23 protein-coding genes and 1 tRNA gene are annotated in these 24038 nt (G+C 69.3%); 8 read left to right on the top strand and 16 right to left on the bottom strand.

The annotated features are described in order from the left end of the window. Window positions 1-493: 493 nt before the first annotated feature. From IQ210_RS01280 to IQ210_RS01290, 3 genes are read left to right on the top strand one after another with little or no spacing between them, the layout of a single operon-like run. The gene (locus IQ210_RS01280) at window positions 494-1549 is read left to right on the top strand and encodes a LacI family DNA-binding transcriptional regulator (protein WP_194075812.1); all 1056 of its coding nucleotides are present in this window, start codon (window positions 494-496) and stop codon (window positions 1547-1549) included. Between the two features lie 60 nt (window positions 1550-1609). After that, on the top strand, window positions 1610-1843 hold the full coding sequence (locus tag IQ210_RS01285; protein ID WP_194077026.1) for a type II toxin-antitoxin system VapB family antitoxin: 234 nt from the start codon (window positions 1610-1612) through the stop codon (window positions 1841-1843). Next, window positions 1840-2247: a PIN domain-containing protein gene (locus IQ210_RS01290; RefSeq protein WP_194075824.1), complete on the top strand. Its 408-nt coding sequence runs from the start codon at window positions 1840-1842 to the stop codon at window positions 2245-2247. The genes IQ210_RS01285 and IQ210_RS01290 overlap by 4 nt, the downstream gene beginning before the upstream one ends. A gap of 31 nt (window positions 2248-2278) precedes the next feature. On the opposite strand, the gene IQ210_RS01295 is transcribed toward IQ210_RS01290, so the two are convergent. Both IQ210_RS01295 and IQ210_RS01300 read right to left on the bottom strand, forming a co-directional pair. Further along, window positions 2279-2797 carry a GNAT family N-acetyltransferase gene (locus IQ210_RS01295; RefSeq protein WP_322656293.1) on the bottom strand — a complete coding sequence of 173 codons (519 nt, stop codon included), beginning with the start codon at window positions 2795-2797 and terminating at the stop codon, window positions 2279-2281. A 58-nt stretch (window positions 2798-2855) separates the two neighbouring features. Then, a complete protein-coding gene (locus tag IQ210_RS01300; protein ID WP_194075826.1) occupies window positions 2856-3431 on the bottom strand; it encodes a TetR/AcrR family transcriptional regulator in 576 nt (191 codons plus the stop codon). A gap of 78 nt (window positions 3432-3509) precedes the next feature. Between IQ210_RS01300 and IQ210_RS01305 the strand changes: the two genes are divergently transcribed. Further along, window positions 3510-3932, top strand: a complete 423-nt coding sequence (locus tag IQ210_RS01305; RefSeq protein WP_322656294.1) for a nuclear transport factor 2 family protein — start codon at window positions 3510-3512, stop codon at window positions 3930-3932. A gap of 31 nt (window positions 3933-3963) precedes the next feature. On the opposite strand, the gene IQ210_RS01310 is transcribed toward IQ210_RS01305, so the two are convergent. From IQ210_RS01310 to IQ210_RS01325, 4 genes are all read right to left on the bottom strand, one after another. Beyond that, window positions 3964-4036 (bottom strand) — tRNA-His (locus IQ210_RS01310). A gap of 115 nt (window positions 4037-4151) precedes the next feature. Further along, window positions 4152-4754 carry an oligoribonuclease gene (gene orn / locus IQ210_RS01315; protein ID WP_194075828.1) on the bottom strand — a complete coding sequence of 201 codons (603 nt, stop codon included), beginning with the start codon at window positions 4752-4754 and terminating at the stop codon, window positions 4152-4154. A 131-nt stretch (window positions 4755-4885) separates the two neighbouring features. Continuing rightward, window positions 4886-6079, bottom strand: a complete 1194-nt coding sequence (locus IQ210_RS01320; RefSeq protein ID WP_194075831.1) for a helix-turn-helix domain-containing protein — start codon at window positions 6077-6079, stop codon at window positions 4886-4888. 377 nt (window positions 6080-6456) lie between these two features. Further along, complete coding sequence (locus IQ210_RS01325; RefSeq protein WP_194075833.1) at window positions 6457-6771, bottom strand: hypothetical protein; 315 nt, start codon at window positions 6769-6771, stop codon at window positions 6457-6459. Between the two features lie 312 nt (window positions 6772-7083). On the opposite strand from IQ210_RS01325, the gene IQ210_RS01330 reads away from it, so the two are divergent. Together IQ210_RS01330 and IQ210_RS01335 are read left to right on the top strand one after the other, a co-directional pair. Next, window positions 7084-7611 (top strand): universal stress protein, encoded by a 528-nt coding sequence (locus IQ210_RS01330; protein ID WP_059191971.1) that lies wholly within the window; start codon window positions 7084-7086, stop codon window positions 7609-7611. A 149-nt stretch (window positions 7612-7760) separates the two neighbouring features. After that, window positions 7761-8318: a GPR1/FUN34/YaaH family transporter gene (locus IQ210_RS01335; protein WP_194075835.1), complete on the top strand. Its 558-nt coding sequence runs from the start codon at window positions 7761-7763 to the stop codon at window positions 8316-8318. 156 nt (window positions 8319-8474) lie between these two features. Here IQ210_RS01335 and glmS read toward each other — a convergent pair whose 3' ends face one another. Continuing rightward, window positions 8475-10292 (bottom strand): glutamine--fructose-6-phosphate transaminase (isomerizing), encoded by a 1818-nt coding sequence (gene glmS, locus IQ210_RS01340; RefSeq protein ID WP_194075837.1) that lies wholly within the window; start codon window positions 10290-10292, stop codon window positions 8475-8477. A gap of 14 nt (window positions 10293-10306) precedes the next feature. Further along, complete coding sequence (locus tag IQ210_RS01345) at window positions 10307-10564, bottom strand: hypothetical protein (protein ID WP_079306286.1); 258 nt, start codon at window positions 10562-10564, stop codon at window positions 10307-10309. Between the two features lie 185 nt (window positions 10565-10749). Between IQ210_RS01345 and IQ210_RS01350 the strand changes: the two genes are divergently transcribed. Then, window positions 10750-12306: a purple acid phosphatase family protein gene (locus IQ210_RS01350; protein WP_194075839.1), complete on the top strand. Its 1557-nt coding sequence runs from the start codon at window positions 10750-10752 to the stop codon at window positions 12304-12306. A 35-nt stretch (window positions 12307-12341) separates the two neighbouring features. Here IQ210_RS01350 and IQ210_RS01355 read toward each other — a convergent pair whose 3' ends face one another. After that, the gene (locus IQ210_RS01355; protein ID WP_194075841.1) at window positions 12342-13235 is read right to left on the bottom strand and encodes a DUF4429 domain-containing protein; all 894 of its coding nucleotides are present in this window, start codon (window positions 13233-13235) and stop codon (window positions 12342-12344) included. Between the two features lie 34 nt (window positions 13236-13269). Continuing rightward, on the bottom strand, window positions 13270-14733 hold the full coding sequence (locus IQ210_RS01360; RefSeq protein ID WP_194075843.1) for an RICIN domain-containing protein: 1464 nt from the start codon (window positions 14731-14733) through the stop codon (window positions 13270-13272). Between the two features lie 125 nt (window positions 14734-14858). Here IQ210_RS01360 and IQ210_RS01365 point away from each other — a divergent pair, with 125 nt between their 5' ends. After that, the gene (locus IQ210_RS01365) at window positions 14859-16460 is read left to right on the top strand and encodes a beta-N-acetylhexosaminidase (RefSeq protein ID WP_194075845.1); all 1602 of its coding nucleotides are present in this window, start codon (window positions 14859-14861) and stop codon (window positions 16458-16460) included. Between the two features lie 113 nt (window positions 16461-16573). On the opposite strand, the gene IQ210_RS01370 is transcribed toward IQ210_RS01365, so the two are convergent. The 6 genes from IQ210_RS01370 to IQ210_RS01395 form a co-directional block, all read right to left on the bottom strand. Next, window positions 16574-18346 (bottom strand): IucA/IucC family protein, encoded by a 1773-nt coding sequence (locus tag IQ210_RS01370; protein WP_194075847.1) that lies wholly within the window; start codon window positions 18344-18346, stop codon window positions 16574-16576. After that, a complete protein-coding gene (locus tag IQ210_RS01375; protein ID WP_194075850.1) occupies window positions 18343-18882 on the bottom strand; it encodes a GNAT family N-acetyltransferase in 540 nt (179 codons plus the stop codon). Before IQ210_RS01375 ends, IQ210_RS01370 begins: the two co-directional genes overlap by 4 nt. Beyond that, window positions 18879-20156: a lysine N(6)-hydroxylase/L-ornithine N(5)-oxygenase family protein gene (locus IQ210_RS01380; protein ID WP_194075852.1), complete on the bottom strand. Its 1278-nt coding sequence runs from the start codon at window positions 20154-20156 to the stop codon at window positions 18879-18881. The genes IQ210_RS01375 and IQ210_RS01380 overlap by 4 nt, the downstream gene beginning before the upstream one ends. Next, on the bottom strand, window positions 20140-21582 hold the full coding sequence (gene desA / locus IQ210_RS01385; protein ID WP_194075854.1) for a lysine decarboxylase DesA: 1443 nt from the start codon (window positions 21580-21582) through the stop codon (window positions 20140-20142). The genes IQ210_RS01380 and desA overlap by 17 nt, the downstream gene beginning before the upstream one ends. Before the next feature lie 260 nt (window positions 21583-21842). Then, the gene (locus tag IQ210_RS01390) at window positions 21843-22697 is read right to left on the bottom strand and encodes a siderophore-interacting protein (protein ID WP_194075856.1); all 855 of its coding nucleotides are present in this window, start codon (window positions 22695-22697) and stop codon (window positions 21843-21845) included. A gap of 109 nt (window positions 22698-22806) precedes the next feature. Continuing rightward, window positions 22807-23856 (bottom strand): ABC transporter substrate-binding protein, encoded by a 1050-nt coding sequence (locus tag IQ210_RS01395; RefSeq protein ID WP_194075860.1) that lies wholly within the window; start codon window positions 23854-23856, stop codon window positions 22807-22809. Window positions 23857-24038: the final 182 nt, after the last annotated feature.

A 24038-nucleotide genomic window follows, 5' to 3' on the forward strand; every position in this document is an offset into this window, starting at 1 on the left:
TGACGTGCCGACCCCCCGGCCAACTGCATTGTTGGGCCCGTTAGTTCTCGCGGCGGCTCGGGCGGGGAACGTGCGGGATGTGTATGTGTCAGGTACTGTGGGAGCGCTCCCACCAGTGATGAGTTGAAGAGTCGTCGGTCTTGGCGGGGGTGTCAAGGGCACGGACAGGGCGATATCGCTTCGAGACTTTTCTTTCGCTGAACGGGGGAGGCTGATCTGTTCGTATGCGATGTGTCCGGTACGCGGGCGGCGTCCTTGGTGTGAAGGCCGTCCGCGCGACCGCGGGGGTGTCCGATGTTGCCTTCGCGAACTCCCCGTACACAGTGCTGCGTGCAAGTCTGAACGCACAGTGTTCCGGCAAGCGGAACCGAAGCGGAAGCGGAGGGCAGGTCCCCCTCGCGTCCGGAGCGAGGTGTTCGCCGCGGGATCGGGGTGCGATCACGGCTGTTAGATTCCAGGCCAACACAGGTTCGACGGCGGGAGGCGGAGCCACATGGCAAGCCACGGGGCGCGAGCTCGGAGCGGTGGCCGACCCACCCTCGAAGAGGTGGCCGCACGCGCCGGTGTCGGGCGGGGCACGGTCTCCCGGGTGATCAACGGCTCGCCGCGGGTCAGTGACGCGACCCGGGCGGCGGTGGAGGCCGCGGTCGCGGAGCTCGGGTACGTCCCGAACACGGCGGCCCGCGCGCTCGCGGCGAACCGCACGGACGCGATCGCGCTGGTCGTCCCCGAGCCGGAGACCCGCTTCTTCGCGGAGCCCTACTTCTCGGACATGCTGAAGGGCGTCGCGGCGGAACTGGCCGACACCGAGATGCAGTTGCTGCTGATCTTCGCGGGCAACGACAAGGAGCGCCGCCGGCTCGCCCAGTACCTGGCCGCGCACCGGGTCGACGGTGTCCTGCTGGTCTCGGTGCACGCCGACGACCCGCTGCCCGACCTGCTGTCCCAGCTGGAGATCCCGGCGGTGATCAGCGGCCCGCGCTCGGCGCTGGAGACGCTGCCCTCGGTCGACTCGGACAACTACGGCGGCGCCCGCCAGGCCGTCGAGCACCTGCTGTCCCGCGGCCACCACCGCATCGCCCACATCACCGGCCGCCTCGACGTGTACGGCGCCCAGCGCCGCGTCGACGGCTACCGCGACGCCCTGCGGGACGCGGGGCAGACGGTGGACGAGGCCCTGATCGAGGCGGGCGACTTCACCGAGGAGGGCGGCACCCGGGCGATGGCGGCGCTGCTGTCCCGCTGCCCCGACATCGACGCGGTCTTCGCCGCCTCCGACGTCACGGCGGCCGGCGCCCGCCAGGCCCTCCGCGAGGCGGGCCGCCGCATCCCCGACGACGTCGCCCTCGTCGGCTACGACGACTCCGCGATAGCCCGCCACATGGAGCCGCCCCTCACCAGCGTCCGCCAGCCCATCGCGGAGATGGGCCGCCACATGATCAACCTCCTCCTGACCGAGATCGCGGACCGCAGGCCGACGGCCTCCAGGGAACTGGACCGGCGACAGGTGGTGCTGGTGACGGAGCTGGTGGAGCGGGCTTCGTCATAGCACGCGGAATGTTGGTGACATACACTTCCTATGTACATCGCGGACATGGAGGTGGGCGAGATGAGCGTGACCCAGATCGATCTGGATGACGAGGCGCTCGCCGAGGCGATGCGGCTCATGGGGTCCACGACCAAGAAGGACACGGTCAACGCGGCCCTGCGGGACTATGTGGCGCGCGTCAGACGTCTCGAAGCCGCCGAGAAGCTGGCGGCGCGGGGCGAGCGCGGCGAGTTCGACGCGGCGGCCGCGGCCCACGACGACGCCAAGCGCGTGCGTCGGGCGGCCTTCGAGTGATCACGTACCTTCTGGACACCTCGGCGCTGTGGTACCTCTTCCGGACCCCTGGCGCTCTGAGGGCCTGGGAGGGGCACCTCGCCGCAGGCGCCTTCCATATCTGTGAGCTCACGCGTACCGAGTTCCTCTGCTCCGCCACGGGGCCGGCCCACCGGGACGACCTGGCCGACGAGTTGGACGCCATGTGCCATCTCTCGCCGGTTCCGAAGGGTGCGTGGCGCTGGGGCGACGCGGCTCAGTACAAGCTCACGCAGTACGGGCAGCATCGTGCCGCGGGCGCCGTCGATCTCCTGGTGTGCGCCACCGCGGTTCATCACGGTCACACGGTGCTTCATGCGGACAACGACTTCGTGACCGTCGCCGCGGTGTTGAAGGAAGTCGACCAGCGGGACGCCCGCACCTGAACGACGGCCGGTTGTCCGGAGCCGCGCCCCCTCAGCCCCCTAGTGCCAACCGCCACACGGTCTCGCCCTCCTGTTCCTCCTCCGTCGGGGACAGACCCGCCGCTCTCGCCACTGCCGCTGACGCGGTGTGGGTGGGGTGGATGTGGGCGGTGATCGTGCGGACGTAGTGCCGGATCAGCCAGGTGACCAGGGCGCGGGCGGCTTCGGCGGCGTAGCCGTGGCCCTGCCAGGGGGTGCCGACGATCCAGGCGATCTCGGCCTCGCGGTGGCCGGTGACCGTGGCCTGGACGGTGCCGATGAGGCGGTCTTCCGCGCGGTGGCGCAGCACCCAGTTGTGCCAGGAGACGGTCGGATGCGGGGAACCGGCCACGAGGCGTTCGTAGCGCTCCCGCAGTTCCTCGGGCGAGAGGGGCGCGCCGCCGATGAACGTGTGCAGCGCCGGGTCCCCGAGGACGACGGCCATCTCCTCGGCGTGGGTCACGCTCAGGGGCAGGAGGTCCAGGCGGGGGGTGTGGATCGCGCCGGTGGGCGCGGGAGCGGGCTCGGTCACCGTCGGGAGTCTAGGCGCCGGTGCGGTCCCCGGCGTACGAGGGACGCGCCGGTGCGTCTCAAGTCGCTTCCTGCGTCAGGCACTTGAAGGCGGGGCGGAGAATCGCGGCGATCCGGTCGGCGGGGGCGTCCTGGAGGGCGGGCAGGGCGAGGAGCTGGTGGCCGATGGTGATGCCGACCATCGCGGTGACGACCAGCGCGGCGCGCAGTTCGGCGTCGTCGGCGGAGGGCAGCGCGGCGGCGAGGGAGTCGATCTGCCCGCCCAGCGCCCGGCGCGCGTGATCCGCCGCGTCCGGATCGGTGAGCATCGAGCGCAGGCTGGCCAGGGTGCCGTCGGGCAGCCCGCCGAGCTTGATGTCCAGCGAGGTGAGGAGCTGGTCGACGAGCGCGTCCGGGTCGCTGCCCGCGGGCGGCGGTGTGGTGGCCTGGACGGCCTCGGCGAACAGTTCCCGTTTCGTGCCGAAGTGCTGCATGACCAGCGCCGGGTCCACGCCCGCCGCCGCGGCCACGGCCCGGACGGTGGTCCGCTCGAACCCGCGCTCGGCGAACAGGGCACGGGCGCTGTCCAGGATGCGGGCCCGGGTGGCCCGGCGGCGATCGGCTCGGGTCGGGGCGGGTTCCGGATGGTCGGTCACCGGTTCACTCTACAAGCGTTGACCGAAGTGCGAGGGCGGCACTAGGCTCCTTCACTCAACAGGCGTTGAGTGAGTGGGGTGATCGATGTGCTGGGCCCTCGTGAGGTGCTGGCGCGCTACCACCAGGCCATGCGGGACAAGTCGGCGGATGAGCTGGCGGAGCTGTACGCGCGGGACGCGGTGCACGAGTTTCCGTTCACCGCTCCCGGCTTCCCGCCGCGCTACACCGGCCGGGAGGAGATCCGCGCGGGATACCGGGCCGCGTGGGGCGCGAGTCCCGTGCGGGTGGCGGAGATCCGGGACGTGGTCGTCCACGAGACCCGGGACCCGGAGGTGATCGTCGCCGAGCACACAGTGGTCGTGGCGGTGCCGGACGGGGCGGATGCCTTCACCGTGCCGGGGCTGCTGGTCCTGCGGGTGCGGGACGGGCTGCTGGTCCATGTCCGCGACTACATGGACGGGTTCGGGCTGAGCAACGCCCGCAACGCAATCAGCCGGTGACCTCTTCCGAGGCCACCGGCTGATCAACCAGGGTGAGTGACGGGACTCGAACCCGCGGCATCCTGGACCACAACCAGGTGCTCTACCAGCTGAGCTACACCCACCATGACCGGCGTGGGACTTTGTGGTGTTCCCTACCGGCCGAGAAAAAGTGTACAGGGTCCGAAGGGGTGCTCGCGCACGGCTTTTACGGCGCCCCTCCAGAGGACCCTCACCCGCCTACTGAGCAGGCAGTACGTGCTTCGCGGCGATCGTCCGCGCGGTGTCCGAGTCGGGTCCGGGCTGCGGTACGAAGATGGCCTCGCGGTAGTAGCGCAGTTCCGCGATGGACTCACGGATGTCCGCGAGGGCGCGGTGGTTGCCGTTCTTCTCGGGGCTGTTGAAGTACGCCCGCGGGTACCAGCGCCGGGCCAGCTCCTTCACCGACGACACGTCGACGATGCGGTAGTGGAGGTAGCTCTCCAGCTCCTTCATGTCCCGGGCGAGGAAGCCGCGGTCCGTGCCCACCGAGTTGCCGCACAGGGGGGCCTTGCCGGGTTCCTTCACATGCTCCCGGATGTAGGCGAGCACCTGCTCCTCGGCCTCGGGCAGCGTGGTGCCGCCGGCCAGCTCGTCGAGGAGCCCGGACGCGGTGTGCATCTGACGCACCACCTCCGGCATCGTCTCCAGCGCCCGGGCCGGCGGGCGGATGACGATGTCCACTCCTTCGCCGAGTACGTTCAGCTCGGAGTCGGTGACGAGGGCGGCTACCTCGATGAGAGCGTCGTCGGACAGCGAGAGGCCGGTCATCTCGCAGTCGATCCACACCATGCGATCGTTCATGCGAACACCCTAAAGCTGGCGTCGTGGTTTGGGAGGACCGGTGGTGCAGCCAGTCTCCTCACCGGCGCCACGGCACGGCTGAACGCCGGACGGGCTGAGATGCCCGACCGGCGTCATCGAGGGCGCCGCCCCTACGACCCGCTGCGCTGCCCCGGCAGGCTCGCCGACAGCTGCGCCCCGGAACCCACCGCGCTCGCCGCCGCCGTACGACGGGTCTGCAACGGGACCGGACCGGCCTCCGGGTGGAGGAGCGGCGGCGGCCCGGACGGGGCCCCGCTGCTGTCGGCCTCGGCCGGCTTGTCGCTCTGCGGCCGGCGCGCGCGGTACGCGGCCCGGTACGCGGCGGGCGACGAGCCCAGCTGGCGGCGGAAGTGCCCGCGCAGCGCCACCGGCGAACGGAAGCCGCAGCGGCCCGCGACCTCGTCCACCGAGTAGTCCGACGTCTCCAGCAGACGCTGCGCCTGCAGCACCCGCTGCGTGATCAGCCACTGGAGCGGGGCCGACCCGGTCAGCGAGCGGAAGCGGCGGTCGAACGTACGACGGCTCATGTACGCCCTGGCCGCGAGCGTCTCCACGTCGAACTGTTCGTGGAGGTGCTCCAGCGCCCAGGCGACGACCTCGGCGAGCGGGTCGGCGCCGATCTCCTCAGGTAAAGACCTGTCGAGATAGCGCTCCTGACCGCCCGACCGGCGCGGGGGCACGACCAGACGCCGGGCCAGCGCGCCCGCCGCCTCGTTGCCGTGGTCCGTCCGCACGATGTGGAGACAGAGGTCGATGCCCGCCGCCGTGCCGGCGGAGGTCAGCACGTCCCCGTCGTCGACGAAGAGTTCTCTCGGATCCACGTGCACCGACGGATAGCGCTTGGCCAGCGTCGGTGCGTACATCCAGTGTGTGGTCGCGGGGCGGCCGTCCAGCAGGCCCGCCGCGGCGAGGACGAAGGCACCCGTGCACAGCCCGACGATGCGGGCGCCTTCCTCATGGGCCCGGCGCAGTGCGTCGAGCGCTTCCTCGGGCGGTGGTGAGGTGATCGAACGCCAGGCCGGCACGACGACCGTGCCCGCCCGTGAGATCGCCTCCAGGCCATGTGGCGCGGTGAGTTCCAGGCCCCCTGTGGTCCGCAGTGGGCCTTCCTCGCCGCCGCACACCAGCAGTCGGTAGCGCGGCACGCCGGCGTCCTGGCGGTCGATCCCGAACACCGACAGCGGTATGGAACTCTCGAAGATGGGGCCGCCGCTGAACAGCAGCACCGCGACGATCTCCTTGCGGCGTCGCCCGGAAAGCTTCCGGGCCGCGGCTTCCGGCGCGGCAGTGGAGTCGTGGCTCATACTGCTAAGCCCCCCTCGGTGGTCGCGGCTCCTCGGTTGTGTCGCTCCTGCACGTTTCCCCTCGGTCCTGCACGAGTCCCCCGCCGTAAGACGTCAAGATCGAATCTACTGTGTCCCGTGGTGCCGGGGTGACCAGTTCGGCAACCGGCACATTGTCGACATGGCAACTTGGCGTGAAGCATTCGATCACGAAGCGTTGCACTCAGGGGCCGTGCAGGGAAGTGCGCCTCGTCGCAGTGGCCAATCCACGTAGGGTGCGAAGGGGCCCCGGGACCCTTTCCGTGCAGGTCGAACGGGGGGTGGGGGGTGTCACCGGCAACGGATGCGCGGGGCCGAGAAGTTGGCTGAAAAGATACGGGTCCGTGCGCGGAAACCGGTCAAGCGACCGGTGAGTTTCCCCCGGTGTGACGACCGCCTCGATGAGACCCCGTTCCGGTCCTGTGACGACGGCCACGATGGGGTGCGTGTTCCTCCGCGAGCAAGCGCGCCGCGCCGCGCTCGGACTGGCGCAGCAGCACCCGGCAGACGGCCGTGACGGCGGCGAGACCGAGGGCGGTGCCGGCGGCGCCGGCGAGCGAGGTGCCGTACCAGACGAGGACCACCGGGACGAGGACGCAACTGAAGGCCGCCCAGCGGACCACGTCCGTGGCGGAGTCGGCGGAATCGGCGGAGGGCGGTCGGTGTCCGGACATGGCGTGCTCCCTGGGGATGACTCGCCGGGTTCAACGTCTGTTCGAGCGGTCGGTCACTGCCCGCAGGGCCCTTCGGGGGGCCGCCGGTCCTTGAATCCTGTGCAAACCGCCTGTACAGCGCAGCAACCATTGCGTTACGGGCGCCCCCTCGTGCATGCTCCCTGGAACCCCTCACCGACCGTGAGCGGGATCTGGGCGAAGGAGGCGTGCCGCCGTACCCTTGGGGGTATGGGGTTGGGAAGATGATTCCCGGACACAGCTCCGCCGCAAACGGTCGTCCCTCCCACTAAGGATCACAACGCCGAGACAGCCATGGCCGGTCACGAATTCTTCGAACCCGCGGACCGCAAGCGGCCCGTCGCCGATCCCACGGCGGCCGAGCCCCAGGCGGCGGAAGAGCCACGCCATTCCTGCGACCCCGCCTTCAAGCACGGCGTCGTGGTGGGCTTCGACGGCTCCACGTCCAGTGAGCGCGCCCTCGCGTACGCCATCGGCATGGCCCACCGCTCCGGCTCGGGCCTGATCATCGTCCATGTCGCCAACCGGCTGCCCACGACCGTGTGGGCGGGCTGCGAGCCGCCGGTCTTCGTGGACGTACCGGACCACCGCACCGAGGTGCTCGGTCTCGAGCTCGCCTGCGCCGACTATCTGGCCGAGGTGCCCTGGATCCTCGTCGAGCGCGGTGGCGACATCTGCCACGAACTCGAAGAGGTCGGGCGGGAGTACGAGGCGGACGCGATCGTCGTCGGCTCCACGCACGGCATCGTGGGGCGCATCTTCGGCTCCGTCGCGGGGCGGCTCGCGAAGCGGGCCAAGCGTCCCGTCGTTGTCATTCCGTAACTCGTCGTTCTCCCAGGTGAGATGCGAACTGGGAACGGCCCCTCCCCCTTGTGCAGCGACCGAATCTACTGGCGCGTAGAGGTGTTTGTGCCCTTGTGAAGGGCATATATCGCACACCGCACAACTGCACAGCATGAAGGGAGCCCGCCGTGGACAACGACGTCTCCGCGGGAGCAACCACCACCATCGTCGGCCGACTCGCCCTCGGGATCACCCTCCTGGCGTTCGGACTCGGCCACACCGACGTGATCGACGGTGTGTCAGCCGCTGACGCCGTATCAATCGCCCAGTACGTGGGCGGCATTGCCCTCTTCGTCGCCGGACTCATGGCCTTCCGTGACCGCGACACCGCCAATGGGACCGCGTTCGCGGCGCTGGGTGCGCTGTGGTTCACGTGGGCCGTCTCGGACGCCGGTTCCGCCAACGCGGCCGGGCTGTTCTTCCTGCTCTTCGCCCTCGTGGCGCTGTCGCTCACGCTCGCGGGCGGGGACCAACTCGGGCAGGGCGCCTACGGGTTGTTCTTCGTGTCCTTGCTGCTCATGGCGATCGCCAACTTCGCCGACAACGACGGTCTCACCAAGGTGGGCGGCTGGTTCGCCGTCGCGGCGGGGGCGGTTGCCTGGTATGCCGCGACCGCCGCGTTGGCCCATTGGCCGACGTCGCTTCGTGGACGTGCTGCCGGACGTGGCGTGACGGCCACCGGCTAACTGGCAGCCGACGTCGGGGTATTGGGCGGCCCCGGCGATGAAAACGGACCCCCCGTGATTGGTGGCATCACGTGGGGGTCCGTTCCTGTTTCGGTGGCCTCTGCGGGTGCGTTGTGGTTGCTCGCGCAGTTCCCCGCGCCCCTAAAGCCAGGCCAACTACTCCACCGTTACTGACTTGGCGAGGTTCCTCGGCTTGTCGATGTCCCGGCCCAGGGCCAAGGCCGTGTGGTACGCCAGGAGTTGCAGGGGGATGCCCATCAGGATCGGGTCGAGTTCGTCCTCGTTCTTCGGGACGACGATCGTGTGGTCGGCCTTCTCCTGGTGCTGGTGGGCGACCGCGAGGATCTTGCCGCTGCGGGCCTTGATCTCCTCCATCGCGGCGCGGTTCTTCTCCAGCAGGTCGTCGTCGGGGACGATCGCGACCGTGGGGAGGGCGGGCTCGATGAGGGCCAGCGGGCCGTGCTTGAGCTCGGAGGCCGGGTAGGCCTCGGCGTGGATGTAGGAGACCTCCTTGAGCTTCAGGGAGGCCTCACGGGCCACCGGGTAGCCCCGGACGCGGCCGATGAAGAGCATCGAGCGGGCGTCGGTGTACTGCTCGGCCAGCTTCTTGATCTCCTCCTCCCGGTCGAGGATCTCGGAGATCTGGGCGGGCAGCCTGCGCAGGCCCTCGATGATGCGCTTGCCGTCGCGGACCGAGAGGTCGCGGGTGCGGCCCAGGTGCAGGGCGAGCAGGGCGAAGGCGACCGTGGTGTTGGTGAAGCACTTCGTCGAGACGACGCAGACCTCCGGGCCCGCGTGCACGTAGACGCCGCCGTCCGCCTCACGGGCGATCGCGGAGCCCACCACGTTGACCACGCCGAGGACACGCGCGCCCTTGCGCTTCAGCTCCTGGACGGCCGCGAGGACGTCGTACGTCTCTCCCGACTGGGAGACCGCGATGTAGAGGGTGTCGGGGTCCACGACCGCGTTGCGGTAGCGGAACTCGGAGGCCGGCTCGGCGTCCGCGGGGATGCGGGCCAGCTCCTCGATCATCTGGGCGCCGATCTGGCCCGCGTGGTACGAGGTGCCGCAGCCGAGGATCTTCACGCGGCGGATCTGGCGGGCCTCACGGGCGTCCAGGTTCAGGCCGCCGAGGTGGACCGTGGAGAAGCGGTCGTCGATGCGGCCGCGCAGGACGCGGTCGACCGCCTCGGCCTGCTCGAAGATCTCCTTGTGCATGTACGTGTCGTGGCCGCCCATGTCGTAGGAGGCGGCCTCCCACTCGACCGTGGTGGGCTCGGACGTCGTACGGGTGCCTTCCGTGGTGTAGGTGCGGAAGTCGTCGGCCTTCAGGGTGGCCATCTCGCCGTCGTCGAGAGTCACTATCTGCCGCGTGTGGGCGACCAGGGCGGCGATGTCCGAGGCGACGAACATCTCCTTCTCGCCGATGCCGAGGACGACCGGGGAGCCGTTGCGGGCGACGACGATGCGGTCCGGGAAGTCGGCGTGCAGGACGGCGATGCCGTAGGTGCCCTCGATCAGGCGGAGGGTCTCGCGGACCTTGTCCTCCAGCTTCTCCGCGGTGGAGCGGGAGATCAGGTGGACGAGGACCTCGGTGTCGGTCTCGGAGAGGAACTCGACGCCGTCGGCCTCCAGCTTGCGGCGCAGGTCGGAGGCGTTGTCGATGATGCCGTTGTGGACGACGGCGACCTTGCCCTCGGCGTCGAGGTGCGGGTGGGCGTTCACGTCGGAGGGGGCGCCGTGGGTGGCCCAGCGGGTGTGGGCGATGCCGGTCGTGCCCTTGAAGCGGGCCGGGACCTTGGCCTCCAGGTCACGGACGCGACCCTTGGCCTTGACGGTCCTGAGGCCTGCCGTCTTCGGCGCGGTGATGGCGATGCCCGCCGAGTCGTAGCCCCGGTACTCCAGGCGCTGGAGGCCCTCCAGGAGCAGCGGCGCCACGTCACGCTTGCCGATGTATCCGACGATTCCGCACATATATATACGTATTCCTAGCCGTAGACGATCCGGCGCAGCTGGCGGAGCGTGAGCTCCGGCGGTGCCACCGCCCGGTATTTCAGGTCCGCCTCGATCCGGTCGAAGATCTCCGCGTTCACCAGGCCCTGGGCCTGGAGCTCGCGGTGGCGGCGACGGACGTACACCTCGGTCGTCTCGTCGAAGTAGGCGAGCACGTCCTGGATCACCCGCAGCGCCTCGCCCCGCTGGAGGGGCGTGGTGCGGGTCAGGTGATCAACAAGGTCGTCGTGCACTCGGTAGATCCTGGGGTATCGGGGGCTGCCTCGCAAGAATCCTGCCCGATATCGGGCAGGGCGCTGTAGAAACTCTTAGAACAACATTGAATCTCTTATGAGGCCGTGTTCGTGACTTGGCCACCCGGCGTCTTGCATCTCGTTGCCTGAGGGGACGAGTTTCGGTCGTCATGGACATTCCTCGCATGGGAGTACCCGAGCAGCTCGCCGACCGCATGAGCATGGCCGAGCAGCACGAGTACCTGCGCGCCAGATTCTCCCGGCGCACGATGATCAGGGGCGGCGCGGTCACGCTCGGCGCCGTCACCGGCGGCGCCTTCGTGCCCGGCGCCACCGCCCAGGCCACGCCCATGGCCGCCCCGCGCACCGAGACCGTCGACGGCTCGCTCGTCGCCCCCTTCGGCCGCCACCTCGCCTACGGCAACGACCCGCGCACCGAGATGACCGTCTCGTGGCAGGTCCCGGTCGCGGTGAAGAAGCCCTTCATCCGCGTCGGCGCCCACCCGTGGGACCTCTCCCGCAAGATCGAGGCCGAGGTCCGCAGCCTCTACACCCCGACCGGCGTCGGCGCGAGCGCCGATCACACTCAGTACTACGTCCACGCCAAGCTGACCCACCTCAAGCCGGGCAAGACGTACTACTACGGCGTCGGCCACCAGGGCTTCGACCCGGCCGCGCCCCACCTCGTCGGCACCCTCGGCACCTTCACCACCGCCCCCGCCCACAAGGCGCCCTTCACCTTCACCGCCTTCGGTGACCAGGGCGTCAGCTACCACGGCCTCGCCAATGACAGCCTGATCCTCGGCCAGAACCCGGTCTTCCACCTCCACGCCGGTGACATCGCGTACGCCGACCCGGCCGGGCAGGGCAAGTCCGCCGACACCGGCTTCGACTCGCGGGTGTGGGACCAGTTCCTCGCCCAGACCGAGTCGGTCGCCAAGTCGGTGCCGTGGATGGTGAGTTACGGCAACCACGACATGGAAGCCTGGTACTCGCCCAACGGCTACGGCGGCGAGGAGGCCCGCTTCACGCTCCCCGACAACGGGCCGGACCGGAAGAACCTCCCGGGCGTCTACTCCTTCGTCTACGGCAACACCGCGATCATCTCCCTCGACCCGAACGACGTGTCGTACGAGATCCCCGCCAACCTCGGCATCTCCGGCGGGACGCAGACCACGTGGTTCGAGGGGCAGTTGAGGAAGTTCCGGGCCCGGCCCGACATCGACTTCGTCGTCGTCTTCTTCCACCACTGCGCCTACTGCACCTCCACCGCGCACGCATCGGAGGGGGGCGTACGGCAGGAGTGGGTGCCGCTGTTCGAGAAGTACACGGTGGACCTGGTCATCAACGGCCACAACCACCAGTACGAGCGGACGGACGTCATCAAGGGGAACAAGGTCGCCAAGAAGCTCCCGATCGGCGAGACGGCCTACCCCGAGACCGAGGGCGTGGTGTACGTGACCGCCGGTGCGGCGGGGCGGAGTCTGTACGCGTTCAGCGCGCCCGACTCCTACGAGGGGCACCTCAACGAGGTCGACTCCGTCGTCTCGTTCATCAACACCAAGGACGGCAAGGTCGACGAGACCGTGGCCTGGTCCCGGGTGCGGTACCTCAACTACTCGTTCCTGCGGGTGGACGTGGAACCGGCGGCGCGCGGGCACTACGCCAAGCTCAAGGTGTCGGGCATCGCCGAGACCGGGGACCGGATCGACCACTTCACGGTGGCGAGGAAGGCCAAGTAGGCGTGCCATCAGCGGACTTACGTCCGGTGGCGGACCTACATCCGTTTGAGGATCGCCTGTTTGGCCATCGTGAACTCCTCGTCCGTCAGCACACCCGTGCGGCGCAGCTCGCCGAGTTCGCGCAGGCGGCGCAGGAGGGCGTCGTGGCCGTCCTCGACGGGGGCGACCGGGAGGGAAGGCGTTTCCGGTCGTGCGGCGAGGGTTTTTCGTACGTCGACGGCGGCCGTCCGGGCCGGGTGGGGGAGCCTGGCCTGGACAGCCGCCGCGATCAGCGCCATCAGCGGGTCCTTCTTGAAGCCCCACAGCTCCACGGAGTTGGGGTCGTACTTCGGCGGGGCCTTGGTGGGCGCGTTCCGCACCGCGAAGCGGAGATGGCCGTTGTCCAGGCCGGCCGCCGGGAGCCACTCCACGCCGACGACGTCGGTCAGGGGGAGGGTGCGGATGCCGGCGGCGGCCTTGGCGTCCTCCGTCTTCCAGTTCCACTCCAGGCGGACGCGCTCGCCGTCGAAGGTGGCGGTGCCGTCGCCCGCGGAGACCGACAGCGGGACGGCCGGGCCGGGGAGGAGATACTCCGTGACCGGGGTCGCCGGGACCTGGTCGAGGAGGAGGGCCTCGCGGACCTCGTCCACGAAGTACTCGGCGACGCCGTAGCGGTCGGACTCGACGATCAGCTGGTAGGGGTCGTTGGGTTCGGTGAGACGGCCGCCGGTGGCGTGCAGCAGCGGGTCGGCGCCGTCGCGCAGCCGCAGCCTGAGCCGCCCGGCCCTGCGACCCTGCTCGAAGGAAACGCCCGCCAACGCGCCCAGCGGGACGACGAGTTCACCCAGGGTCTTGCGGAGCAGGCTGACGTTCTTGTCGCGTCCCGGGGTCAGACGCAGGGCGTCGCCGTCGAAGGCCCACGTGCCGTCCTTCTGGATGATTTCCGCCATGGGGCAAGTCTGGCATTCGGCTCGCGGGCGCCGGTCAGCCGCCGAGCGCCTTCGTCAGGTCCGCGGTGGCCTGGAACCTGATCGCCTTGCCGCTCCCGGCGGTCGCCAGCATGCGGACCTCTCCGTTTCGGACGCCGACGGCGATGCCCTGGTTGTCCTGGCACACGAGGGTGAAGGTGCCGTCCGCGCGGGTCTTCATGAGGAACGCCTGGTCCTCCGGGTAGGGGGCGTCGTCGCCCTGCTGGTAGGCGCACGGGCGCAGTTGCATGGGGTCGCCGGTGACGCGGTCGCCCGCGATGTCGAGGCAGAACTTCGAGGAGACGTGCTCCAGGGCGTACGTGTTCTTGCCGGACGGGACGAGGTTCCACTGCTGGGTGGGGCCCTCCGCGCAGGTGGCGGTCCTGGGGGCGTTGTCGAAGGAGGAGCCGGCGTCGGCGGCGACGCAGCGTCCGGTGGCGGTGTTCTCCAGGGTGAGGGTGGCGATCGACGCGCCGGCGCTCGGCGAAGGGGTGGGGGACGCGGTGGGGGCCGGGGCGGAGACGGACGGGGCGGTGGCGGCGTTCGCGGCCTGGGCGGTGGAGTCGTCGCCGAGCAGCTTCAGGGCGGCGGTGGTGGCCACGGCGGTGACGACGACCGCGATCGCCACGGCGAGGACGGGGCGGCGTCTGCGCGGGGGCTCCGGGGCGGGAGGCGTGGCGGTCTCCGGCTCCGGTTCTCGCGGCGCCACCGGGGCCGTCTCCGGCTGCCGGGCCGCGCGGTAGGCCGGGCCGCCCCACACCAGCACCTGGTCGACCAGCAGGGCCCGCAGCTCCTCCGGGGCGCCGGAGGTGAGCGTGTGCAGCAGGGTGAAGTCGTGGGCACAGAACCGGCAGCCGTCCAGGTGCCGTCGGAGGTCGTCGGGGGTCTCCCGGTGGGTGCCGCGGGCGATCGCGCCGAGCATGGTGCCGTAGTGCACACAGCGGGCGTCCTCGGTGCGCTCGGCACGCAGCCGCAGAAACCCGTCGGCCAGCCGGGCCCGCGCAGACTCCGCCATGGACTCGGCGAACTCCTCGGTGATGCCGAGCACTTGGGCGGCGAACGCGGTCTCGCCCTGCTCGGCCTGGCACAGCCACAGCGCGGCCTGCGCCTGGTCGGGCAGGGTGGCGAAGGCGGCCAGCAGCAGCGAGGTGTGCTCCACCCGGCGCAGGGTGTCCACGGGCCCGAAGGTGTCCGCCGCCCGCTGCGCCCAGGACCGGAAACCGGGGCGCAGCAAGGCGGCCCGTTCCTGGCGCACCCAGGCGTCGGCGGTACGGCGGACGGCGGCCAGCAGGTCCAGGCGGCCGGTGGGCCCCGGGTGCTGCGGGGCGTGGGCGAGGACCTCGGCGGCGAGGTCGGCGGCGGCGTGCTGCTCGCCGCAGAACGCGCCCGCGTAGGCGCGCACCGCCGACACGTCGGCCGACGGGACGCCCGACGCCGGGGCGTGGGCGGTACCGGCTTGCTGTGCGCTGTGCTCGGACATCTTCGTCTCCCCCAAGGAGCCGTCACGGCAAGGTGTGGACCGTAGTGGGACTCCCTGTGACGGGGCTGTGCACTTCCGCAACCAGCCCGTCACCCGGCAGAGTGGTCTGCACCAATCCAGGGTTGATGGAGAAGGGGGCGCAGGTGAGACGGCACCACAGAACGACTCCCCGTACGACCCGAGTTCTGGGCGCGCTGCTGCTCGTGGCGGTGGGCTCGCTCACCGTGGGCGCGGCGCCGACGCCCGCCGAGGCCACACCGCTCGACCAGGTGATTCCGGCGCCCTCGAAGGTGACGCCGGGCGGATCGCCGTACCGCATCACGGCGAAGACCCGTATCGGCGTGGACGACTCGCGGGAGGTGCGCCGCGTCGGCGAGTACCTCGCGGGGGTGCTCCGACCGTCCACGGGCTATCCGGTGCCGGTGGAGGTGGGGCGCGGGGGAGACATTCAACTGCGGCTGGCGAAGGGCCCGTTCGGTGCGGAGGGATACCGTCTTGTCAGCGGGGCGAAGGGGGTCACCATCACCGCCGCGCGGCCCGCCGGCCTCTTCCACGGGGTGCAGACCCTGCGGCAGCTGCTGCCGGCGAAGGTCGAGAAGGGTTCCGTGCAGTCCGGACCCTGGCTGGTCGCGGGTGGCACCGTCACCGACAGCCCGCGTTACGGCTGGCGGGGAGCGATGCTCGATGTCTCCCGGCACTTCTTCACCGTGGACCAAGTCAAGCGGTACATCGACCAGTTGGCGCTCTACAAGGTCAACAAGCTGCATCTGCATCTCAGTGACGACCAGGGCTGGCGCATCGCGATCGACTCCTGGCCGCGGCTGGCGACGTACGGCGGGTCGACGCAGGTCGGTGGGGGTGCCGGTGGTTACTACACCAAGGCCGACTACAAGGAGATCGTCCGGTACGCGTCCTCGCGGTATCTGGAGGTCGTCCCCGAGATCGACATGCCCGGCCACACCAACGCCGCGCTCGCCTCGTACGCCGAGCTGAACTGCGACGGGGTCGCGCCGCCGCTCTACACCGGCACCGAGGTCGGATTCAGCTCGCTGTGCGTCGGCAAAGACCTCACGTACGACTTCGTCGACGACGTGATCCGGGAGCTCGCCGCGCTCACGCCCGGCCGCTATCTGCACATCGGCGGGGACGAGGCGCACTCGACCAGCCATGAGGACTACGTCAAGTTCATGGACCGGGTGCAGCCGGTCGTCGCCAAGTACGGGAAGACGGTGGTGGGTTGGCATCAGCTCACCGGGGCGAACCCCTCGCGGGGGGCTGTGGCGCAGTACTGGGGGCTCGATGACACCAGTGCGGAGGAGAAGGCGCAGGTGGCGAAGGCTGCGCAGAACGGTACGGGGATTGTGCTGTCGCCCGCCGACCGGGTGTACCTCGACATGAAGTACACCGCGGATACGCCGTTGGGGCTGGACTGGGCGGGGCTGGTCGAGGTGAAGCGGTCGTACGACTGGGATCCGGGGGACTATCTGGCGGGGGTGCCTGCTGCGGCTGTGCGGGGGGTTGAGGCGCCGTTGTGGACGGAGACGATCGTGACGTCCGCCGACATCGAGTACATGGCGTTTCCGAGGTTGGCGGGGGTGGCTGAGCTGGGGTGGTCGCCTTCCGTCACGCATGACTGGGAGGCGTATCGGGTGCGGCTTGCTGCGCAGGGGACTCGGTGGGAGGCGATGGGGATCAATTACTACCGGTCGCCTCAAGTGCCCTGGTGATTCGGCTGCGGGCCGGTGGGGGCTGGTCGCGCAGTTCCCCGCGCCCCTTAACGGCATGAAGTCGGCGGGCGCCACGAAGGACCGTACCTCGTGGCGCCCGCCTGTCTCTGGGGTCAGAAGCCCGCTATCGGGTTCTTCAGGTTGCCCACCAGTTGGAGTGCGCCCGCCGGGTCCGCCAGGTCCACCATCTGCTTGTTGTTGCGCAGTTGGAGGCGGTTGAGGCAGGACAGGGCGAACTCCGGGGCGAACATGTCGTACTGGCGGAACTTGTCGGCGAGTTCGGGCACCGAGGCCTGGTACTCGCGGGTGACGTCCGCGACCGTCCGCCAGAAGTCGTCCTCCTCCAGGATTCCCTCGGCGGCGAGGTTCGCGGCGAGGAAGCGGAAGAAGCAGTCGAAGACGTCCGTGAAGATGGAGAGGAGCTTCTTGTCCTCCGGGACGTCCACGCGGAGGCGTTCGACGGTCGGCGGGAGCACCGCGTCGACGTCCATGACGGCGATCTCCTCGGCGATGTCCTTGTAGATCGCGCGGGTCACCGCGCCGTCCTTCAGGGCCAGGATCACGTTCTCGCCGTGCGGCATGTAGACCAGGTCGTAGGCGTAGAAGCTGTGGAGCAGCGGGGTGAAGTACGCCGTCAGGTAGCGGCGCAGCCACTCGGTCGGGGTCAGGCCCGACTGCTCGATCAGGGCGCCCGCGAAGGAGTTGCCCTCGTGGTCGACGTGGACCAGGGACGCCATCGTCGCCAGCGACTCCCCGTCCTGGAGGGAGTTGACCGGGCTCTCGCGCCACAGGGCGGCCAGCATCTTGCGGTACGGCGAGTAGCGGTCCGTCGCCGCCTCGTACTCCAGATGGCGGTAGCCGACGGCCGCGCGCTCGCGGATGATCGACAGGCCCGTGGACTTCAACACCGGGTCGTTGTCGATGAGTTGGGCGAGCCAGTCGTTGATCGCCGGGGTCGCCTCCATGTACGCCGCCGAAAGGCCGCGCATGAAGCCCATGTTGATGACGGACAGGGCCGTCTTCACATAGTGCTTCTCGGGGTTGGACTTGTTGAAGAAGGTCCGGATGGACTGCTGGGCCAGGTACTCGTCGTCGCCCTCGCCCAGGCAGACGAGGTGGCGCCGGGCGACCTCCGCGGCGAAGGTGACGGAGAGCTTGTTCCACCACTGCCAGGGGTGGACCGGGATGAGGAGGAAGTCGGCCGGGTCGAGGCCCTGCTCGGTGAGCTGCCGGTCGAAGCGCTCGACCGTCTCCGCACCCAACTCGTCCCGTACGAAGGCCTCGTACTCGATCCCGACACCCGCCGTGAACGCGGCGCGGGAGCGGTGCGCGGCCAGCCAGACCAGGCGGACCGGGCTCGCCGTCTCCGGGGCGTACGACAGGTACTCGTGGATGCCGAAGCCGAGCCGGCCGTTGTTGGCGACGAAGCAGGGGTGGCCCTCGGTCATGCCGGTCTCGATGGCCTGGAAGTCGGATCGCGCCAGCTCTGCTACCGGGATCTGGGGCTTGGTGAGCTTGTAGCAGGTGCCGGAGAGGGTGGAGGAGATCTCCTCCAGGTAGACCGGCAGGATCTCGTCGCTCAGGCCCAGCGCCTTCTTCAGCTCGATGAAGAAGTCCAGCGCGGCGAGGGGGAGGTCGACGCCGTCTCGCTGACGGGAAAGGGAGTCGGCGTCGACCTGCCAGTGGTCGAGGGCGCGGCGGGTGGCGGTGAACCCGTAGCGGGTCAGACCGTCGTCGCTGCGGACCTCGAAGCGGCCGTCGGCGGTGGCCTCCGGCGTGATGAGCCGCTCGTGGGCGAACTCGGCGAGAGCCTTGCGGATGAGCAGGCGGTTGGCCTGCTCCCAGCGCTCGGGGGAGAGGTGGGCGACGGAGTCGGCGAGGCTCATGCGGCCACCGCCTTCGCGAACTGCTCGCGGGTGCAGAAGCTGAGCAGCGCCCTCTTCTCCGGCTTCTCGATCTCCCGCTCGGGCACGAACCCGACGGCCTCGTTGAGGGCGTGGACGCCCTTGTTGGAGACGTCCGGCTCGACGACGACGCGCTCGACGGCCGGGTCCTCGAAGAGGTGGGCCATCACGGCGGTGATGACGGACCGGGTGAAGCCGTGCACCGGCTTGTCGGTCGCGGGGGTGAGGAAGTGCATGCCGACGTCACCCGGCAACGGCTCGTACAGGCCCACGAGTTCACGATGGGCGGGGTCGTACTTCTCCATCAGGAACACGGGGACGCCATACTCGTCGAGACCCAGCAGCGCGTGGTGGTGCTCGTCGGCGGCTATCTCCATGTACGCGCGCTCGACGTCCTCCAGTTTCGCGTCCTGCATCATCCAGAACGCGGCCTTGGGGTGGGTGACCCAGCCGTGCAGCAGCTCGGCGTCCTTGAGCGGGTCGAGCGGGCGGAAGGTGAAGGTGTGGGGGGTGGTCATACGGAGAACTCCTGGAACGCGATCGTCTTCTCGACCGGGTAGTACTCGGTGCCGAGCAGCTCACGGATGATGTAGCTGTTGCGGTACGCACCCATGCCCAGGTCGGGCGAGGTGATGCTGTGGGTGTGCACGCCGGCGTTCTGGAGGAAGACGCCGCGGCCGGTGGTGTCGATCGAGTAGTTGCGGGCGACGTCGAAGTTGCCCTGCGAGTCGTAGCGCAGCCGGTCCTTGACGGGGGTCAGGAACTCGGGCTCGGCGTACTTGTATCCGGTGGCGAGGACCAGGCCGTGCGTCTGGAGGTCGTAGTCCTTCTCCTGCTCCTCCTGCCGGAAGGAGAGGGTGTACGTGCCGTTTTCGTAAGTCGCGCCGTTCAGCGCCGAGTTGGTGAGCAGCCGGGTGGGGACCGGACCGCCGAGGTTCTTCTGGTAGAGCAGGTCGAAGATCTCGTTGATGAGATCGCCGTCGATGCCCTTGAACAGGCCCTTCTGCTGGGCGGTGAGCCGGTAGCGGGTGGCCTCGGGCAGCTCGCGGTAGTAGTCGATGTACTCCGGGGAGGTCATCTCCAGCGTGAGCTTGGTGTATTCGAGCGGGAAGAAGCGGGGCGAGCGGGTCACCCAGTTCAGCCGGTAGCCGTAGACGTCGATCTCGGCGAGGAGGTCGTGGTAGATCTCGGCGGCGGACTGCCCGGAGCCGACGATCGTGATCGACTCCTTCTTCTGCAACTCCGCCTTGTTCTGCATGTATTGGGAGTTGTGGAAGAAGTCACCGCCGAGCCCGCGCACGGCCTCCGGGTAGTGGGGGGAGGTGCCGGTGCCGAGGACGAGATGGCGGGCGCGGTAGACGTCGCCGGCCGTGGTCGTCACGACGTACACGTCATCCACGTACTGGACGTCCGCGACCGTCGTGCTGAAGCGGACGCTGCTCAGCTTGTTCGCGGCCCAGCGGCAGTAGTCGTCGTACTCGACGCGCAGCGGGTAGAAGTTCTCCCGGATGTAGAACGAGTACAGCCGGCCTTTGTCCTTCAGGTAGTTGAGGAAGGAGTACGGCGAGGTCGGGTCGGCCAGCGTGACCAGGTCCGACATGAACGGCGTCTGGAGGTGGGCGCCGTCGAGGAACATGCCGGCGTGCCACTCGAAGTCGGGCTTCGACTCCAGGAAGACACCGTCGAGTTCGTCGATGGGCTCGGTGAGGCAGGCCAGGCCGAGGTTGAACGGGCCGAGCCCGATGCCCACGAAATCGTAGGTTTTGGTCGGGGTTTCAGGACGCGCGGTCAAGGGACTCTCCCAGGTACTGCTCGGCGTGGCCGGCGATCAGATCGAGTACGGCGGCGATGTCTTCGGTCGTCGTCTCAGGGTTGAGCAGGGTGAACTTCAGGTAGTGGCGGCCCTGCACCTTGGTGCCCGCGACCACGGCGTCACCGGAGGCGAACAGGGCCTTGCGGGCGTACAGGTTGGCGCGGTCGATCTCGGAGGGGTCGGTCACGGCGGCCGGGATGTAGCGGAAGACGAGGGTGGAGAGCGTCGGCTCGACCACGACGTCGTAGCGCGGGTCGGCGGCGAGGATCTTCCAGCCCTCGACGGCCAGGTCGCACACCTCGTCGAAGAGCTGCCCGATGCCGTCCGCGCCCATGGTCCGCAGCGTCACCCACAGCTTCAGGGCGTCGAAACGGCGGGTGGTCTGGAGGGACTTGTCCACCTGGTTGGGGATGCGCTCCTGCACCATGCGCTTCGGGTTGAGGTACTCGGCGTGGTAGGTCGCGTGGCGGAGCGTGGCGGCGTCGCGGACCAGGACGGCGGACGAACTCACCGGCTGGAAGAAGGACTTGTGGTAGTCGACGGTGACCGAGTCGGCGCGCTCGATGCCGTCGATCCGGCCGCGGTACTTCACCGACGCGAGCAGTCCGCAGCCGTAGGCCGCGTCGACGTGCATCCAGGTGCCGTACTGCGCGCACAGCTCGGCGATCTCGGGCAGCGGGTCGATGGACCCGAAGTCGGTGGTGCCGGCGGTGGCGACGACGGCCATCGGGACGAGACCGGCGGCCTTGCAGCGCTCCAGCTCATGGGCGAGCGCGACGGTCTGCATCCGCTTGTTCTGGTCGACGGGGATGGTGACCACGGAGTCGGGGGAGAGGCCGAGGAGTTTGGCGGACTTCTTGACGCTGAAGTGGCTGACCTCGGAGGCGAAGATACGGAGTTTGGCTGTGGTGTCCGTCTTCGCCTCTTCCCGGGCGAGGAGCAGCGCCTGGAGGTTGGACTGGGTGCCGCCGGAGGTGAACACGCCGTCGGCGGCGGGGCCGAGGCCGATGCGGGCGGTCGTCCAGTCGATGAGCTTGCGCTCGATGAGGGTGCCGCCGGCCGACTGGTCCCAGGTGTCCAGCGAGGAGTTGACCGCGGAGAGGATCGCCTCGCCGAGCACCGCCGGGATGACGACCGGGCAGTTGAGGTGGGCGAGATAGCGGGGGTGGTGGAAGTAGACCGCGTCGCGGAGGTAGACGTCCTCCAGCTCGTCGAGCACGGCGCCGGTGTCGAGCAGCGGCTTGTCGAGGTCGATCGCGTCGATGGCCGGGGCGAGGGCGTCGACGGTGACACCTGTGAACGGACGGTCGGTGGCGGCGAGTTTGGCTGCCACCCGCTCTATTCCTTCGGTCACGGAGCGGCGGTACTGCTCCGCGGTCGTGTCGTTGAGCAGGTGCGAGCGCATGGTGGGGGTCCTCCGGTGGGGAGCAGTCCGTGCGGGTCGGACGGGGTGGGGACGCTTGGGGAAGCGGTCTTCGTTTCACGTTCGCGTCGATCTCGCCTTACTTAGGTTAGCCTAACCTAAGTCACTTGGATCAAACGCGGTGTCGGCCGTGACTACGGTCACTTCGGCCGCAGTTGCCACTCCCCGCACAGCAGTCACCGCCGCACGCGGGGGAGTTGGGCGTGCGGCGGCTCGGGGTCGTTCTGGGGGCTACGCGGCGGCTACTCGGCGGCGCGGAGCTGTTCCTCGGTCATGCCCTGCCGCCAGTAACCGACGAAGGTGACGCTGCGGCGGTCGATGCCGCGTTCGCCGACGAAGTGCCGGCGCAGCTGCTTCACACAGCTCGACTCGCCCGCGATCCAGACGTACGGCTTTGTGGAGTCCGGGAGTTGGGTGTCACGGATGGCGCCGAGGGCCATGGGGGACCCCTCGGCGCCCTCGTGGTCCCGGACGAACCAGGTGATCTCGGCGTCGGCCTCGGTCACCAGGTCCTGGATGTCGGCGGCGTGCTGCACCTCCAGCCAGACCCGGGCGGGAGTGCCGGCCGGCAGGGACTCGAGGATCGCGGAGACGGCGGGTACGGCGGTCTCGTCGCCCCAGATGAGGGTGAGGTCGGTGTCCTCGGCGGGCCGGAACCGGATCGCCCGGTTGTCGGCGATGGCGGGGCCGAGGAGGAGGACACGGTCCCCGGCGGTAGCGGCGGCGGCCCAGCGGGAGGCGGGCCCGGCCTGCGTGTCGGCACCGGGTTCGACGCCGTGCAGCACGAAGTCGATGTCGATCTCGTCGGGGTCCCGACGCAGGGCGCGGAGCGTGTACGACCGCATCACGGCCCGTACGTCGTCCGGGAGTTCACGCCAGCCCTGCCACCAGCCGTCACCGAGCTCGATGGGCACACGGGGCTCGGTCTGCCCCTCGGCGGGGATGAAGAGCGACAGCGACTGGTCGCACCCGTTGGAGCAGAACTCCCGCAGTTCTTCGCCGGAGAAGGTGACCCGGACGAGAGACGGCCCGAGCTGCCGCGTTCTCACGACGTGCAGCGCGAAGAAGCGGAACGGGGCGGCAACGGCGGTGGTCATGGGAGTGCTCCTGAGTTTTGGATCAGGGGGCGAGGTGACGTACCCAAGGGGCGCGGGGAACTGCGCGACCAGCCACGACGGACCCGCAGCTCCCCACCGGCGTAAGCGACTAGCTGACCTTCTTCGCGTTCTCAAGAGCCTCGGCGAGGGTCTCAAGAAGCGGCGTGCACTTGTCGTACGACAGGATCGGCTCCGGCGACCGAGAGATGACCTGCCCGGCCTTTACGGCAGGGAGCTTCTTCCAGGTCGCCTCGGTGATGTCGGCCGGCTGGATCGTCGACGACCGGTCGTCCATCATGATGATGTCGGCCTTGTACTTGTCGACGTTCTCCCAGCTCAGCGACTCGTACCAGCCGCCACCCTCCTTCTTGGCGCTCTCCGGCGGCTCGACGAAGTTCACGCCGAGGGCCTTGAAGTACTCGAGGTCGATGGAGAGGTTGGTGCCGGAGACGTAGAAGATGTCCTGGCTGGCGGAACCGGCCATCACCTTGATGTCGGGCTTCGCCTTCGCGGCGGCGCGCAGCCGGGTCGCGGCGGCCTCGAACTTCTTCTTGGCGTCGGTGACGGTGGCGGCCGTCATGTCGGCGCCGAGGGACTCCGCGAGCTCCCACATGCGCTGGAGCGGCTCGGTGATCTGGCGGTCGTAGACGGAGATGCCGACGCTCGGGGCGAGCTTGGCGATCTTGTCCTTGGAGGCGGCCGGGACGTACCAGAGGGTGCCGGCGTCGTCGAACATCGTGGTGATGAGGACGTCCGGGGCGAGGGCGGCGTACTTCTCGACGTTGAACTGGTCCCAGACGTTGCCGAGGATCTCGACCTTGGAGATGTCCATGTCGCCGGCCTGGACGTCGGCCTTGCCGTCGGCGGTCTTGGTGGGGCCGAAGACGCCCTTGACGGAGATGCCGTAGTCGTAGAGCGCGGCGGCGACGCCGGTGAAGGCGACGATGTTCGCGGGGATCTTGTCGAGCTTCACCTCGGTGCCGCGGTCGTCCTTGAACGTCCAGGGACCGGACTTCTTCGCGGCGGCCGTCTCCTCGCCAGAGCCACCGCTTTTCGCGTCGTCGTCACCGCAGGCTGCGAGCACGGCACCGAGGCCGAGGGCGCCGCCCGCGGCGAGGATGCCGCGGCGGGTGAGGTGGGTGGCTCTGGCGTTGGACATGAGTGTGGCTGCTTTCGAACGGGGCGAAGCGCCCGCCGGACAAGTTCGAACGTAGGTTAGCCTAACCTCAGATCTTGTCCAGGGGGCAGGGCCCCTTGAAAACGAAGCTGTGGGCTGTCTGTGGGGTGGCGTGGGTGTACCGCCGGGCTCCAACTCCTTTGCAATCAACGGATGTTGAAGCG

This window comes from Streptomyces justiciae (genome assembly GCF_015163075.1).
Lineage (GTDB): Bacteria > Actinomycetota > Actinomycetes > Streptomycetales > Streptomycetaceae > Streptomyces > Streptomyces justiciae.

Excerpts from the sequence above, each read along its gene's own strand:
- IQ210_RS01280 (WP_194075812.1), top strand. The coding sequence starts at position 494 with ATGGCAAGCCACGGGGCGCGAGCTCGGAGCGGTGGCCGACCCACCCTC.
- IQ210_RS01285 (WP_194077026.1), top strand. The coding sequence starts at position 1,610 with ATGAGCGTGACCCAGATCGATCTGGATGACGAGGCGCTCGCCGAGGCG.
- orn (WP_194075828.1), bottom strand. The coding sequence starts at position 4,754 with ATGAACGATCGCATGGTGTGGATCGACTGCGAGATGACCGGCCTCTCG.
- IQ210_RS01320 (WP_194075831.1), bottom strand. The coding sequence starts at position 6,079 with ATGAGCCACGACTCCACTGCCGCGCCGGAAGCCGCGGCCCGGAAGCTT.
- IQ210_RS01325 (WP_194075833.1), bottom strand. The coding sequence starts at position 6,771 with ATGTCCGGACACCGACCGCCCTCCGCCGATTCCGCCGACTCCGCCACG.
- IQ210_RS01330 (WP_059191971.1), top strand. The coding sequence starts at position 7,084 with ATGGCCGGTCACGAATTCTTCGAACCCGCGGACCGCAAGCGGCCCGTC.
- glmS (WP_194075837.1), bottom strand. The coding sequence starts at position 10,292 with ATGTGCGGAATCGTCGGATACATCGGCAAGCGTGACGTGGCGCCGCTG.
- IQ210_RS01350 (WP_194075839.1), top strand. The coding sequence starts at position 10,750 with ATGGGAGTACCCGAGCAGCTCGCCGACCGCATGAGCATGGCCGAGCAG.
- IQ210_RS01355 (WP_194075841.1), bottom strand. The coding sequence starts at position 13,235 with ATGGCGGAAATCATCCAGAAGGACGGCACGTGGGCCTTCGACGGCGAC.
- IQ210_RS01360 (WP_194075843.1), bottom strand. The coding sequence starts at position 14,733 with ATGTCCGAGCACAGCGCACAGCAAGCCGGTACCGCCCACGCCCCGGCG.
- IQ210_RS01365 (WP_194075845.1), top strand. The coding sequence starts at position 14,859 with ATGGAGAAGGGGGCGCAGGTGAGACGGCACCACAGAACGACTCCCCGT.
- IQ210_RS01370 (WP_194075847.1), bottom strand. The coding sequence starts at position 18,346 with ATGAGCCTCGCCGACTCCGTCGCCCACCTCTCCCCCGAGCGCTGGGAG.
- IQ210_RS01375 (WP_194075850.1), bottom strand. The coding sequence starts at position 18,882 with ATGACCACCCCCCACACCTTCACCTTCCGCCCGCTCGACCCGCTCAAG.
- desA (WP_194075854.1), bottom strand. The coding sequence starts at position 21,582 with ATGCGCTCGCACCTGCTCAACGACACGACCGCGGAGCAGTACCGCCGC.
- IQ210_RS01390 (WP_194075856.1), bottom strand. The coding sequence starts at position 22,697 with ATGACCACCGCCGTTGCCGCCCCGTTCCGCTTCTTCGCGCTGCACGTC.
- IQ210_RS01395 (WP_194075860.1), bottom strand. The coding sequence starts at position 23,856 with ATGTCCAACGCCAGAGCCACCCACCTCACCCGCCGCGGCATCCTCGCC.